Annotated in this window: 14 protein-coding genes; 8 read left to right on the forward strand and 6 right to left on the reverse strand. The window is 60.2% G+C overall.

Annotated elements, in window-relative coordinates; genetic code table 11:
- The first annotated feature begins 12 nt into the window (after positions 1 to 12).
- A complete protein-coding gene (istB, locus tag U4Z31_RS10660) occupies positions 13 to 762 on the forward strand; it encodes an IS21-like element ISBmu3 family helper ATPase IstB (protein WP_321810275.1) in 750 nt (249 codons plus the stop codon).
- Positions 763 to 905: 143 nt separating this feature from the next.
- Here istB and U4Z31_RS10665 read toward each other — a convergent pair whose 3' ends face one another.
- Positions 906 to 1,649: an IclR family transcriptional regulator gene (locus tag U4Z31_RS10665; protein ID WP_321810276.1), complete on the reverse strand. Its 744-nt coding sequence runs from the start codon at positions 1,647 to 1,649 to the stop codon at positions 906 to 908.
- Positions 1,650 to 1,772: 123 nt separating this feature from the next.
- Between U4Z31_RS10665 and U4Z31_RS10670 the strand changes: the two genes are divergently transcribed.
- Together U4Z31_RS10670 and U4Z31_RS10675 are read left to right on the forward strand one after the other, a co-directional pair.
- Positions 1,773 to 2,762 (forward strand): nitrilase-related carbon-nitrogen hydrolase, encoded by a 990-nt coding sequence (locus tag U4Z31_RS10670; protein ID WP_321810277.1) that lies wholly within the window; start codon positions 1,773 to 1,775, stop codon positions 2,760 to 2,762.
- Positions 2,759 to 3,688: a threonine/serine dehydratase gene (locus U4Z31_RS10675; RefSeq protein ID WP_321810278.1), complete on the forward strand. Its 930-nt coding sequence runs from the start codon at positions 2,759 to 2,761 to the stop codon at positions 3,686 to 3,688. The genes U4Z31_RS10670 and U4Z31_RS10675 overlap by 4 nt, the downstream gene beginning before the upstream one ends.
- Positions 3,689 to 3,882: 194 nt before the next feature.
- On the opposite strand, the gene U4Z31_RS10680 is transcribed toward U4Z31_RS10675, so the two are convergent.
- The 5 genes from U4Z31_RS10680 to U4Z31_RS10700 form a co-directional block, all read right to left on the reverse strand.
- Positions 3,883 to 4,551: a cold shock domain-containing protein gene (locus U4Z31_RS10680; protein WP_321810279.1), complete on the reverse strand. Its 669-nt coding sequence runs from the start codon at positions 4,549 to 4,551 to the stop codon at positions 3,883 to 3,885.
- Positions 4,545 to 5,216, reverse strand: coding sequence for a Lar family restriction alleviation protein (locus U4Z31_RS10685; RefSeq protein WP_321810280.1), 672 nt, complete (start codon positions 5,214 to 5,216; stop codon positions 4,545 to 4,547). Before U4Z31_RS10685 ends, U4Z31_RS10680 begins: the two co-directional genes overlap by 7 nt.
- A 110-nt stretch (positions 5,217 to 5,326) precedes the next feature.
- Positions 5,327 to 5,746 (reverse strand): hypothetical protein, encoded by a 420-nt coding sequence (locus U4Z31_RS10690; RefSeq protein WP_175753966.1) that lies wholly within the window; start codon positions 5,744 to 5,746, stop codon positions 5,327 to 5,329.
- A gap of 53 nt (positions 5,747 to 5,799) precedes the next feature.
- A complete protein-coding gene (locus tag U4Z31_RS10695) occupies positions 5,800 to 7,029 on the reverse strand; it encodes a DUF1173 family protein (protein WP_321810281.1) in 1,230 nt (409 codons plus the stop codon).
- Complete coding sequence (locus U4Z31_RS10700; RefSeq protein ID WP_043292945.1) at positions 7,026 to 7,358, reverse strand: hypothetical protein; 333 nt, start codon at positions 7,356 to 7,358, stop codon at positions 7,026 to 7,028. The genes U4Z31_RS10695 and U4Z31_RS10700 overlap by 4 nt, the downstream gene beginning before the upstream one ends.
- 569 nt (positions 7,359 to 7,927) lie before the next feature.
- Here U4Z31_RS10700 and U4Z31_RS10705 point away from each other — a divergent pair.
- The 5 genes from U4Z31_RS10705 to U4Z31_RS10725 all read left to right on the forward strand — a co-directional run bounded on the left by U4Z31_RS10705 (position 7,928) and on the right by U4Z31_RS10725 (position 12,875).
- Entirely contained in the window at positions 7,928 to 8,929 is a 1,002-nt protein-coding gene (locus U4Z31_RS10705; protein ID WP_321810282.1) for an N-6 DNA methylase, read from the forward strand.
- 274 nt (positions 8,930 to 9,203) lie between these two features.
- Positions 9,204 to 10,883, forward strand: a complete 1,680-nt coding sequence (locus U4Z31_RS10710; RefSeq protein WP_321810283.1) for a PRTRC system ParB family protein — start codon at positions 9,204 to 9,206, stop codon at positions 10,881 to 10,883.
- Between the two features lie 76 nt (positions 10,884 to 10,959).
- A complete protein-coding gene (locus U4Z31_RS10715; protein WP_321810284.1) occupies positions 10,960 to 11,406 on the forward strand; it encodes a PRTRC system protein E in 447 nt (148 codons plus the stop codon).
- Positions 11,407 to 11,414: 8 nt separating this feature from the next.
- Positions 11,415 to 11,633 (forward strand): PRTRC system protein C, encoded by a 219-nt coding sequence (locus tag U4Z31_RS10720; protein ID WP_096506455.1) that lies wholly within the window; start codon positions 11,415 to 11,417, stop codon positions 11,631 to 11,633.
- Between the two features lie 99 nt (positions 11,634 to 11,732).
- Positions 11,733 to 12,875: a PRTRC system protein F gene (locus U4Z31_RS10725; protein ID WP_321810285.1), complete on the forward strand. Its 1,143-nt coding sequence runs from the start codon at positions 11,733 to 11,735 to the stop codon at positions 12,873 to 12,875.
- Positions 12,876 to 12,879 lie beyond the last annotated feature (4 nt).

Genomic DNA, 12,879 nt, shown 5'->3' on the forward strand with positions numbered 1-12,879 from the left:
AAGGAGGTCGCGATGTTGATGCAGCAAACCCTCACTCAGCTCAAGTCCCTGAAGCTCGACGGCATGGCCCGCGCGTTCGAGGAACAGGCGGCGTTGACCGCCAGCACCAGCCTGTCGTTCGAAGAACGCTTCGGCATGGTCGTCGATCGCGAACTTGCCTGGCGCGATACCCGGCGGCTCGAGCGGCTGCTGAAGTCCGCGAAACTCAAGAATCCTCAGGCCTGCATCGAGGACATCGAGTACCGGCAGAGTCGCGGTATCGACAAAAGCGTCGTTGCCGCACTCGCTGGTTGCGACTGGATCCGCAATGCACAAAACCTCATCCTGACGGGGCCGACCGGCGTGGGCAAGACGTGGATCGCCTGCGCGTTTGGTCAGCAGGCCTGCCGACAGGGCTTCTCCGTGATGTACGTCCGCGTTGCCCGGCTGTTCGAGGAATTGAAGATCGCCCACGGCGACGGCAGCTTCACGCGGCGGCTCGCGCAGCTCGCCAAAATGGACGTCCTGCTGCTCGACGACTGGGGCCTGCAGGACCTCGATCAGGGTGCCCGAAACGATCTGCTCGAAGTGCTCGACGATCGCGTTGGCACGCGCTCCACGATCATTACCAGCCAACTGCCATTGGAACACTGGCACGCCTGGCTGCAGGACCCGACGCTCGCCGACGCGATCCTCGACCGGCTCGTCCATCAGGCCCACAAGCTACCGTTGAAGGGCGAATCGATGCGGAAGACCAACGCCAAGCAGTCCTCCGCATCCTGATCGTGATCACCTTCGCTATAATCCATTGACCGCGCAACACCACCTTCCAAACTGATCACGTTCGCCGAAACGCCTGATCACCATCACCGAAATCCGCAGACAAGACACTGTTTGCCAGTCGGACACGGAAATGCCCTTGACCACTACAAGGATGTCGGCAACGTTTTCGCGGCAGCTTTCAGGATCTCCGCCAATGCTTCTGGATTGCCAAGTCGCGCCGTTGGCGCTGCAACGGATATCGCTCCGCGAACCTCTTCTCCGCTCACCACCGGCACCGCAACGCAGGTCAGACCGGCAATCAGCTCTTCAGCATCCAGCGCGTATCCCCACTTGCGGACTTGCGCCAGCTCTGCCTGGAGTTGCTCTTTTTCAACGATCGTATTTTGCGTAAATCGTTCTAGTCCTTGATCGCAAATTTGTGAAAGGAGTTTCGCTTCGGCCGAAGCAAGCAGCACCTTGCCCACACCGGTTGCATGTAAGGGTCCGCGCCAGCCGATCTGGGAGAACATGCGAATCGGATGCGGAGAATCGACTTTCGCAAGATAGACAACGCGATCACCGTCGAGCACGGCAAAGTGAGCCGTTTCCCCCGTTTCATTCACCAGATGACGCAACAGCGGCGTTATTCGCTCGGCCAGTGCCGCCTCCGCGCTCGCGCCGGCGCTACCGAAGAGCCCTGTCAGGCGGAAGCTGAGCCGATAGGTCTTGTCTTCCTGAACGAGCCACTCTCGTTGCACCAACGTTTTGAGCAACCGGTAAACCGTCGCCCGCGGCAGGTCGAGGGACTGTGCCATCTGGCTGACGCTCAGGACATTCGACGAACCAGCCAGCAACTCGACGAGACGGACGGCGTGCTCGACGCTATTGACTGTTGCGATTTCACCCATCACCACTCTCCTCAATGGTTAACGCGAAGACGCACGCCCATCGCTTGCCCGGCATCGGGCAAGCGAGTATGCTGTTCTTTATTGATACTATCACGTTCATTATTGATTCGCAAGGAGGCATCAATGAATGAGTCGAACATGGGGGCGCCGTGGATCGCTTCCGTCATCCAGGGAACACCCATTCCTTTTGACCAGCGGCGGACCCTGGCAAAGGTCGAGGATCTGGTTGCATCTGCCGTGTCCCGAAGCGCCCGGCTGGTCGTATTTCCGGAAGCGTTCGTCGGCGGTTATCCGAAGGGGCATGCGTTTGGATCGTACGTTGGCGGACGCAGCGACGAAGGAAGGGACGCCTATCGCGAGTATTGGGAAGCGGCGATCGATGTACCGGGGCCGTGCGTGGACGAACTTGCCGCAATTGCAGGGCGTCACGGCGTTCATATGGTGATCGGCGTTATCGAACGCGATGCGGGAACCCTCTATTGTTGTGTCCTTTTTTTCGGCCCGACAGGAGATTTCCTTGGCAAACACCGCAAGCTGATGCCGACCGGCGCCGAACGTCTTATCTGGGGTTATGGCGACGGATCAACTATGCCTGTACTGGACACCTCCCTTGGAAAACTCGGCGCTGTGATTTGCTGGGAAAACTACATGCCCATGATGCGCACGGCCATGTATGCCAAGGGGATTCAGCTTTACTGCGCACCGACGGCCGATTCCAGGCCGACGTGGGTCGCGTCGATGCAACACATCGCTGTCGAAGGCCGATGCTATGTACTTGCAAGCAATCAGTTTCTCCGGCGACGCGATTTTCCTGACACTTATGCCAATGTGTTCGGAGACGATCCCGACGCGGTGGTTCAGGCCGGGGGGAGCTGCATCATCGATCCGTTTGGACAAATCCTTGCAGGCCCCGCGTTTGGTGAAGAAACCATTCTCACAGCAGAAATAGATCTGCGAAATATTGCACGCGGCAAATTTGATTTCGATGTAACGGGCCATTACAGCCGCCCCGACGTTTTTCGCCTGACGGTTGACGAACGTCGTCACGCGCCGGTGACCATCATCCCTTCGATGCGTCAACATGAAGCCAATCACGAGGATCTGCCCAAATGATCACGAAAGAGGACATCCGGGTGGCCGCACAGCGTATCGCCCCATTCATTCGTACCACGCCCGTTATCCAGCTGGAGGCCGGTTGGTTCGATGTTCCTTGCGACACCTTCATGAAGCTCGAATCCCTTCAGGTCACCGGCTCGTTCAAGCCACGAGGTGCGTTCAATCGTTTGCTCGGCGAGCCTGTTCCGCCTGCGGGCGTGATCGCGGCCTCGGGAGGAAACCACGGTATCGCCGTCGCATACGCAGCGCAAAAGCTCGGCGTCCGTGCGGAGATCTATGTGCCAAACATCGCAACCGCGCTCAAGCGCAAGATGCTGACGGATCTTGGTGCGCGGGTCGTTGTAGCCGGAGATACCTACGTCGAGGCACTCGCGGCTAGCGAAGCCCGGGCCGCTGAATCGGGGGCGCTGAACGTGCATGCGTTCGACCATCCCGCGACGGTAGCGGGACAAGGCACAATTGCGATCGAACTCGACACGCAGTTGCCGGACATCGACACGGTGCTTGTTTCAGTGGGTGGCGGCGGATTTATTGGCGGTATCGCAGCGTGGTTTTCCGGACGCGTAAAAGTCGTCGCTGTCGAACCGGAGAACTGCCCGACGCTAAACCGCGCGTTGCAGGCTCGCATGCCGGTCGACGTCGAGACGGGGGGCATTGCCGCGGATTCTCTCGGGTGCAGGCGTATCGGTAACGTGCCTTTTTCCATTCTGCTTCCGACCGTGCGCGACTCCGTACTGGTGTCGGATGAGAAAATTCGCGATGCGCAAAGGGTTCTATGGGAAAAGCTCAAGATTGCCTCGGAGCCCGGAGGCGCAACCGCTTTCGCAGCCCTGCTTTCGGGTGCCTATGTCCGCTCGCCCGGTGAGAAAATAGCCGTGGTCATCTGCGGAGGCAACGCCGATCCAGTGTCGTTCGCACAATGAGCATCCGGACGACATTGGCTCCAGCGCCTTGCTGAAGCCAACGGACGGAGAGCCTGAATACGCCGCGAGAGATGGCCATTGATCGGAAGGCGTTGTCAACGATCCAGGCACCGATGCCGAATGGCCGAAAGCCGCCGAACGCCGACGTTCCTCGCCGGCGTTCCCCCCGGAAATCCACGAAGAATCTATTTTGTTCAGTGCGGGCGCCGCCGAACACTTCGAACGACTACGTCGAGAACTGGTTTGATGCGCTGCGGGAGCTTCGGATGCGCATGGAGGAATCGCGCGAGCGGTGGCGATACCCGGTAGTACGTCCGGATCGCCCAACGGCCCGGCTTCGTGGTCCGGAGGACATTGTCTCGGAATCCACGGAGAGCAAGGACTTCCGGTGCGTCGTAGTCGCCATAGACCGCAGACGCGATGAAGCACATGCCGAACCGTTTGTAGGTGGCTGCGCAGTACGGACATACCGAGCGCTCCGGCCGCCCCCGATGCGTGATGATCCGCGGGACCATCTTCTTCTTGCATGCAATGCACTCAACGAGATCATCGCGATGTTGCGAGGCGGGCGCTCGCGATGGCCTCTCGACAATTCGCACTCTGGCCGTGCGCGGGCCTCGATTGTTTGACGTGGCGTCGAACTCCACGATGTCGCCGTCGCGTGGCGCCTCGGCGCCGATGACGTCGCTGACGTGAAAGAAGAAATCGATGGATGTGTCCCCGTAGATAAAGCCGTGGCCCTTATCTTTCGAGAACCACTTTATGGATCCTCGCATGGTTTTGATTTGTAGTTGGTTGAGTCCGTAATGAGATCCGTCCGGCGCCTGGTCGCCCGACGTGTTGTGGCGTTCACCAGCTACCACCGATCTCGGTCGGGCATGGTGTCCACCGCGATCGCTATCCGATCTTCGAAAAGGAAATCTCGATGCTCGTTCGGCGAGTGGATTTTCGGGAACTGGACATAGTCCTGTCCGTCGACCTCGATCCACTTCGCCAACTGGACGAGTTTTCGATATCGTGCTGCGTCTTCGAGTACCGGTGCGATCGGCCACGTATCGAAGGTGACGACGGTCGCGTCGACAATGCGCTGCGCCAACATCTTGAAGATCGGACCAATCTCGTTCCAGTCTCCTTCTACGCGGGACAGCATGTCGAGAACCAGCTGCGTATCGCAGGCGCCGAGCTCTCTCTCGATCAGCCTTCGCAGGTCCTCATCCGTTGCTTTCGGTCGATTCAAGCGCTGGTTCCATGTTTCGGCGCAGCGGTCTTTCGCGGCCGCTTCGTCGTCGCCGATCGTTTCCCACTGCGTCGACATGCCGCAACCTGTGCAATAGATGCAGACCAATGGTTCGGTCACCGGAGCCTCGGGCGGGCGGGGAAGTACGTCACCGATGTTCGGGGGGCCGCCGAAACGGCCGAACTGGCTGAAATCGAATCGGCGATTCTCGTCGCATTCGACGAGTCGTTGCGATCGGCCGACGGTCGGCCGGCCGCCACAGTGCTCACATGGATAGAGCTGTTCGATCATTTGTCGGAAGGTTGTAAGTTTCTCGTCGCCGGCATTATTGCTGTTTTTGCATGGCGGCAAAACCGAGAAAAGCGCGAATATTCCTTCCGGTAATTCCTTACCCGTCTGAATTAATCGCGTGAAGCCCGTAGTTCCGCAACGCGAATAAGGGACAGGAGCGAGTCGGTGGACGTGTTGGATGTGTCGCTTGATTCGGAGGATGCGACGACGATCTGGCCGGAATCGGTAGGAAATACTCGTCGCGCGGATTGAAGATCGTCGACGAACCAGAAATGCCATGCCCGCGCGTAATGCCACCAGGTGCCGGCGCGTTCCAGTTCGTCCCACGACGCGCGGAACTCGAGGATGGCGCCGAAGCTCGTGAAGACTGCGCACCGCAGTCCGCGAGCGTCGGTCACCGCGACGGCGAGCTGCCGGCCGCCGGAGAAAGAGTCGGGGTGGCGGCATGCCATGGAGAGGGCGGGAAACTGCGGACCCCACTGATCGGTGCGGGAGACCGCGCGATGGAGGAAAAGCGACTTGCCGTGCATAGGAGGCGTCCAGGTTGAGAAGATGCCTTCATCTTGCCGGCGTCGTCGCGATGTCAAGGTCTGGCGCTTCGTCGCGCAATAGGAGGGAAATGGACATCGACCAGCTGACACCTATCGATATCCCACTCCACGGCCTGGATTCCGCGCGCCATGCGGAGACGTTGCTTTTCCCGCTTGCGAGCCTCGTACTCGGCAACGCCATTCATGCCATAGACCTCGATGTGGGTTGGTTCCGCGGTGTCTGTTAGGACGAAGTCCGGCAGCATGTCGGTGCCTTCATTTAGCCGGATCGGCTTGTCGAAGGCGCGGCCTTCGGCAACGAGCCGATTTGCCATAGCGACTTCGTGGATGGAATCGCATGTGATGTACGTGGACGAGCAAAGCATTGCTGCGAGCTCGACTACAACGTGATGCCCCTTCGGCGTACGCTCGATCACGAGAATCGCGACAACTCGGGCGCTCCCGTCGCCGAGGGCGCGCATCGCGTGGCCGTATCGCTTCTCGGCGAGCGCGATCAGCTCGGTATTGCAGTAGTACCGCTTTGCGCTCTGTCGCAATGTGATCGAGCGCCCGTAAGGGGGCACGCCAATTTCTGAGATCTCGCCGATGACCAGGCCGCGATGGTTCGTGCCGTCGCGCTGGACAACGCGTGCGAAAAAAGCATCGAACTCGGCGTTGATGGCGGTGCGATCTGCTTCCGGGAACCTGCGCATGACGTGCAGAACCTGCTCGGCGGGCTCGCCGTTGATCACCGCGTCGCTGATCTCGGCGAGAACACGCGCATTGCAGACACCCCAGTTCCGCGCGCGGTCAACACCGGACCAGCGATTGAGCCCGGCGACTTGCCAGAGCGTCTGCAGGAAGCCGAGGAGCGGTGCCGAGCGGCGCGAGGTAGTCGGTGCGCCGGCTTGTCGTGGGCCCTTTGATACTGGACCGACGGTGCGCTGCGTGAGGGCGACGTCGAGCTTCGCTCGCAAACCCGCTGCAGTGGCCTCGATGCCCGCCATGGCCTTTCCGGATTCGCTGCTCCCGTCACTCGGATCCTTGTGGAACGAACAAGACAGGCGGTCGTGCAACGGTCCCTCATCCGGCCACCCGGCAAGATGGAACAGGTTCCCGTATCGGCGGATCTGGAGACGCAGCGGCGAGGCCGCGCTGCGGCATAGGCATTGCGCGTATCCCGGACTGATCTTCGCGCGCTCGAGCGGGCGGACGAATGCGGCGGGATTTTCCTGGACGTCGTCGAGTGGAACAGCGACGCCCGCAAAGGAGACGCGGCTCATCGTGCGCTCTCGTTGTTTGCGATTGGTAGCGGTGTCTTCAGCGGGCCCTTGTATTCACGGCCCGTCTCCTTCTCCGTGAGGAACCACTCGCCGGTTGATAAGCGGGTGACGTGGCAAAACGGGAACCGCTGCTCCATGACCATTTTCTCGTTGGCGTCTCGCTGTTCCCGCCAACGATCGAGCTGCCGTCTCAGTGCCGAGAAAGCCCAGGACGCGGCGAGGAGGGCCACCGTCGCGCAACCGACAACTATTCGACTATCGTGGCTGAGCCTTGTCAAGACAGCGACCAGGGTGACGATCATCAGCAGACTGGGAATGATCAGGTCCATGTTGAGTGGGTTAGAGGTTTCGGCGTATGGGGGTGCGCGACGCGTGGCACGGCGGCCGGTCAAATGCTGTGACGCTTCAGCCGGCCCAAGGAGCACTTACCCGGTTGGTAGGATGGGAGCGAGGGACGCACCCACCTAAACCATGCAGCCGGTGGGCACTGGAGATGCCTGAGAAAGCGCACCAGTTTTCTGGAGCTTTTCGCCTTACCCCGCTCAACCGGTTGCGCGGCCCAGGTGCTGCTTAAAAAGTGAGCATCGAGCTACGAGCGCCGCTAGGCTTGGTCGGCCGCGACTTATCCACAAGCTTGTGCAGCGCAATTGTGGGTATCTCGGCATCTTGGCCACCGGGGCGAAAGCGTGCCCGAACCTGACGGCATTTCGGGCCCCCAGTTCGGGTACCGCGCTTTACCATCCGTTCCAACCACCGCGTCTACGACGCATCGACCTACGGCCGCGCGCGGCCCATCTACTTCACCCCTACGGGATCACTCCTGTCGGGCGTGCTCTCCCGTCATTAATCTGGAGAGCACCATGCCCGTTTCAACCGTCCGTACGCTGGAGGCCGTCGTATGAGCCGAAAGAGCGCGGAGAGAAAGTTTGCACGCGCAGCCGATCCCCATCAGGCTGAACTCGTGAAGCTGCTCAAGCAGTTTGGCTATGCCCATCAGATCAATACTGTGTTTGCGGATTTCGTCGAGATATCCGCTATCACGCTGAGCAACAGCGTGGACAAGCCGCAGTTTGAACCGCGGGAAAGGCGCTACTTGGAGATCGTCGGAAAGTACAAACCCGAAGAGCTTCAATTGTTTGCCCGGATGTTCGCGGAGCTAACGCTCTCGTTCGAGCATCGACTTGGCGTCGATGAAGACCTTCCGCCTGGCGCATTGCCCTGTCCGGGAAACCTGACGGACGTGCTCGGTGAGACGTACATGATGCTGGACATCGGCAACGACCGGGCCGGCCAGTTCTTCACGCCATACAGTGTTTCCCGCCTGATGGCGGGCATCACGATCGGCGGTCGGAGCGACGCCATTGAGCAGGATGGGTTCATGCGCATGCAAGAGCCTGCATGTGGTGCGGGTGGCATGGTAATCGCGACGGCAGACGCATTGCTTTCGGTCGGCCAAAACTACCAGCAGACCTTGCATGCAACCTGCATCGACATCGACGCACGCTGCGTGCATATGACCTATCTGCAGTTGTCGATGATGCACGTTCCCGCGATTATCGTGCACGGGAACGCGCTCACCATGGAGGTGTGGGGTATGTGGTACACCCCAGCGCATATTCTCGGCGGTTGGCGGGCGAAGCTTCGGCAGCACAGGCAGGCAGATGCTCTGCGTGAAGTATTGGCGCTGGACCGCAGCGCGGTCGCTCCGGACGCCGATGAAATGCAGGAACCGGCGGGAGACGTGGTGTTCGACAGTGAGGTCGCCGTTGCGCCAGTCGTCGAGGCGCCGGCGCTTGCCGCCGGGGTTTCCGACGAGGGCCTTTGCGATCTCTTCGACGAAGCTGTCGAGCAGTCGAGAGCCAGCATTTTTGAGGCCGTTGATCAGTTGGCGCTCTTCTAGACCATGCGATAGCGTGCGTTTTCTTTGACCCAGGCCCGATCGTTTCGATCGGGCTTTTTCGTTTCAAATCCCGAAACTCGAGCTGCACTCGATCAGGAAAAGCTGGCTGATTTTCTCGGGCTTTCCGACAAGCCACTGAAAATTCAAGCGTTATCTTTTCCTCATCTACCGCGTCACTGACGCATCGACTCAGCCGGCGCCGCCGGCATTCCTTTCCAACCCCATCGGGAACCACTCCCGATCGGGGGCAGGTTCCCTCTCCGGAGAACCTGCAATGCAACAAGCACTCCTTCAGCAGCCGACCATCAAGCTCGGCCGTATCAAGCTCGGTCGAAACCCTCGCACGTACTTCGATGACGCCAAGATGGCCGAAATGAAGGCGTCGATCTCGGCTCGCGGTGTTGATACGCCGGTTATCGTCCGTCCGATCGACGACGGATTCTTCGAACTCATCGCCGGCGGCCGTCGGTACAAAGCCGCGCTCGAAACGCGCGGCGATGACTACGACATGCCGGTGAACGTTAAGGACGTGGATCCGGTTGAGGCGGAGGAAATTGCCTTTACCGAGAATATTCAGCGTGACGACATGTCCCCCGGTGACGAGGCAGTCGAGGCGGCGCGCCTTCTTGGCCGCTGCCAAGGGGATCGCGAAGAGGCTGCCAGGCGGATCGGCTGGAGCCTTCCCACGCTCAACAGCCGTCTCGCGCTGCTGAACTGCAGTAACGAAGTCCTCATCGCCCTGAACACGCGCCAGATCCTTCTGGGTCACGCGGAGTTGCTTGCCGCACTGTCCAAGGAGAATCAGGATCGCGTGCTTCCGGTGATCATCTCCGAGAAGAAGTCCGTGACCGACGTCCGAAAGCTCGTCGAGAGTGCGGCATGCTCTCTGTCCGCCGCGATCTTCGACAAGGCCGATTGCGCGGCGTGCCCGCACAACTCGGCGATGCAATCCGAGATGTTCGGCGAGTCGATCGCGACCGGTAACTGCACGAATCGCCAGTGCTACAACGGGAAGACGGACAAGCAGCTCGAGGTCACGGCCGCGGGTTTGCGTGACGAGTTCCCGACCGTGCGCATCGTGCGTGCTGGCGACAATCACACGCGGGTCCAACTCGCGGTCGACGGGGCGAACGGTGTTGGTGCCGAGCAGGCGAAGGCGTGCCACGGCTGCCAGAACTACGGCGTTGCTGTCAGCGGGCTGCCCGATTCTCTCGGCAAGACCTTCCGTGGCCAGTGTTTCGACACTGTCTGCAATATGCGTAAGGTTGCGGACCGGATCACGGCTGAGAAGGCCGCGGCGAAAGCTGCGACCTCTGACGCCAAGGGTTCGCCCGTTTCGACTAAAGCAGCGGGCAAGAGCGCATCGAGCTCCGATGCGTCGGCGCCGGCGGCGGTAACCGTGGTCGCCGAATCCGACCGGGTGAAGCAATACCGTGAGGCGCTGTGGCGGAAGGCACTGCGGCGCGACGTCGGCAAAAATGCGGCGCTCGCTCGACAGTACCTGATCGCAATCGTCCTCGCGGGCTATGCGCGTCAGATCAAGGACGAAGTTTTCCGATCGGTCTACGAAAAGGTGACGGACGAGAAGGCTCCTGCGGCTGACCTTCCGAAAGCCCTTTCTCTCGCTTGCTCGACGTCGGATGAGCAGGCTGCGACGCTGGTCACCGGCATGTTTGTCGCGGCGATCGAAGGTCTCGACGTCACGTATCTCAAGCAACTCTGCAAGCACCACAACCTCGATCTGACGCAGTACTGGAAGCTCGACAAGGAGTTTCTGGACCTCGTCACCAAGGCCGAGATGATGGTGATCGCGGACGAGCTCGGGCTGCGCGCGGCGATGGGCGACAACTTCAAGAAAGTCTTCTCGAAGTCGAAGGCCGAAGTCATCACGGCGTTGTTCGCCGTCGAAGGTTTCACCTACGAGGGCAAGCTCCTGAAAGTTCTCAAGTTCTAAGCAGCGGGCGGCCCCTGGCCGAGTCGCGTCGACACTCTGCGCCGCCTCGAGCGGCGCATATTATTTGGAGATTCAAATGTTTCAAGCACTCGAACCGCTACTTCGTTCCGCGGAAAAACTCGTCTTGTCGTTGACGATGGATGGCGACAACATCGTCGTGTTTTTGACGCCGGCAGGTGGCAAGGACGCGATGCTGCGACAGCCGTTGATCCTGAAAGCGACGGCTGCAGAGCTCGACGAGGGCTTCGCGGCGGCGATCGGTAGCTTTACCGCTGCGCACCAATCGCTCGGCGAACAGGTGGCGGCTACCAATGCGATCCTCGAGGCCCAGCAGCAGTCGCAGGCGACGAAGGCCCAAAAGGCATTGTCGAAAGCGTCGAAGCCTGAGGCCGCAAATGCGGCCGTGGACGAAGACGCTGATGCAGATGAGGAAGGGGCCGTAACGGCCGCCGCCTCGCCCGGTGCAACTCCCCCTGCCGACGAGAAGCCGGCCGGTACGGATCTGTCCACGCTGATTTTGTGAGGTGCGCTATGTCGATCAGCATCGCAGCATTGGTTCGCGAGTTCACCTACAACGGCATGGCGCTTTTGGATCCCGGTCCGACGTTTTCGCCTGACCAGGTACGCGATCTCTACACCGCCCAATACCCTGAGCTGACGACCGCTGCGGTCGACGGCCCGGACATGAAGGGCGAGGTGGCGCACTACAAATTCGTCCGCGCAGCGGGTGCCAAGGGCGCCCATGCGTAAACGAGATCTGCTCAAAGCCCTGTCCGATCCGGATGGTGGCTTCAACCAACAGGAACCGGCCGAAAGGCCGGTTTTTTTATATGACGAGGAAATGCGGAAATGTTCTTCGATCCTGCACTCCCTGATTCAAGCATCGCAGCTGGCTCGGCCGCGCGTTGGCAACCGCCACGCGCTGCCCCTGCCCGACGTCGACTTGCCGCTGATCTTCTGACGCTTCCGTCCTTCTCGACTGAGGTGCCGGGGGCGGTTCGTTTGAAGTGGCGTGAAGACGTGAACCTGTCGGATTTGGTCCTGAAGCATTTCCAGTACGGGCCGTTGCGCGCAGGTGATGTTCATGATCCGGCCGACGCCGGCGACGCGTTCCAGCAGGCGTTTCATGCGTGGATGGGACGTCAGTATGGGCTTTTTTCTCGGCTCCGATTCGCGCCGCATCTGTTCGACGCGCATGCGGTTCGTGATGTTCTCGATGGCCTCGGTAACGGGAACAACGATGACGACCCGACGCCGCTATTCTTCGGGTTCGGCCTTGAAGATGAGTGGGTGTACTCCCTTGAAGGGGCGATCGAGACACTGCGGTTGGCCCACCCGTTGCTCTTCCGGACGGTGATGGCCGCGTTGTACCGCGCATCGGCCCGGACGATGTTCATCCGCCTCCCAGACTGGTTCATGTACGAATTTTCGTGCTGGTACTGGGACGGCGATCCGAACATTTCGGACAAGGATGCGGACGAAGCGCTGAAGGAACGGTTCGACGAGGACACCGAAACCCGTTCTGCGTATCTGCCGTCGGTTGTTCGGCCACAGCTTTGTCCGGACGACGCTGATCCGTGTGTGTTTAGCGGCGGTAAGTGGCGTTATCGAGGTGCCCTGACCGACCCAGAGCTGATGCGTCTTCGCGCTCGCAGCAGGGGCATGCCTAGGCGCGTCTGCACCGAGGTGCTCAAGCTCCGCGCGCTGATGCGCCGCAGCCGTAGTCGAGATCTGCTTCACGTGAACTACGCCGCAAATCCGGCTTACGCGCTTTGCTCGGTGATCGTTGAGGACAACCAGTTTGTCGGCGACCTTCTCGATTGTCATTTCGACAATGAATCCCAATCCGGTGATGCGACGACCTACAGCGGATTTTCCCGTTTGGAGTCGACTTCGAAGGCTATCCGCCGCCAGTACGCCGACCTGGCACTGGCGTTTCGAATTCTCACTCACCTTGACCGGCTTCTTGCGCTGGTGAGTCAACCCACTTAAAGGA

Source organism: Burkholderia sp. BCC1985, from assembly GCF_905339915.1.
GTDB lineage: Bacteria > Pseudomonadota > Gammaproteobacteria > Burkholderiales > Burkholderiaceae > Burkholderia.

What these genes read in the sequence shown, in the direction of transcription:
- U4Z31_RS10690 (WP_175753966.1), bottom strand. Translation starts at nt 5,746, where the DNA reads ATGCACGGCAAGTCGCTTTTCCTCCATCGCGCGGTCTCCCGCACCGAT.
- U4Z31_RS10675 (WP_321810278.1), top strand. Translation starts at nt 2,759, where the DNA reads ATGATCACGAAAGAGGACATCCGGGTGGCCGCACAGCGTATCGCCCCA.
- U4Z31_RS10705 (WP_321810282.1), top strand. Translation starts at nt 7,928, where the DNA reads ATGAGCCGAAAGAGCGCGGAGAGAAAGTTTGCACGCGCAGCCGATCCC.
- U4Z31_RS10665 (WP_321810276.1), bottom strand. Translation starts at nt 1,649, where the DNA reads ATGGGTGAAATCGCAACAGTCAATAGCGTCGAGCACGCCGTCCGTCTC.
- U4Z31_RS10720 (WP_096506455.1), top strand. Translation starts at nt 11,415, where the DNA reads ATGTCGATCAGCATCGCAGCATTGGTTCGCGAGTTCACCTACAACGGC.
- U4Z31_RS10725 (WP_321810285.1), top strand. Translation starts at nt 11,733, where the DNA reads ATGTTCTTCGATCCTGCACTCCCTGATTCAAGCATCGCAGCTGGCTCG.
- U4Z31_RS10695 (WP_321810281.1), bottom strand. Translation starts at nt 7,029, where the DNA reads ATGAGCCGCGTCTCCTTTGCGGGCGTCGCTGTTCCACTCGACGACGTC.
- istB (WP_321810275.1), top strand. Translation starts at nt 13, where the DNA reads ATGTTGATGCAGCAAACCCTCACTCAGCTCAAGTCCCTGAAGCTCGAC.
- U4Z31_RS10700 (WP_043292945.1), bottom strand. Translation starts at nt 7,358, where the DNA reads ATGGACCTGATCATTCCCAGTCTGCTGATGATCGTCACCCTGGTCGCT.
- U4Z31_RS10670 (WP_321810277.1), top strand. Translation starts at nt 1,773, where the DNA reads ATGAATGAGTCGAACATGGGGGCGCCGTGGATCGCTTCCGTCATCCAG.
- U4Z31_RS10715 (WP_321810284.1), top strand. Translation starts at nt 10,960, where the DNA reads ATGTTTCAAGCACTCGAACCGCTACTTCGTTCCGCGGAAAAACTCGTC.
- U4Z31_RS10710 (WP_321810283.1), top strand. Translation starts at nt 9,204, where the DNA reads ATGCAACAAGCACTCCTTCAGCAGCCGACCATCAAGCTCGGCCGTATC.
- U4Z31_RS10685 (WP_321810280.1), bottom strand. Translation starts at nt 5,216, where the DNA reads ATGATCGAACAGCTCTATCCATGTGAGCACTGTGGCGGCCGGCCGACC.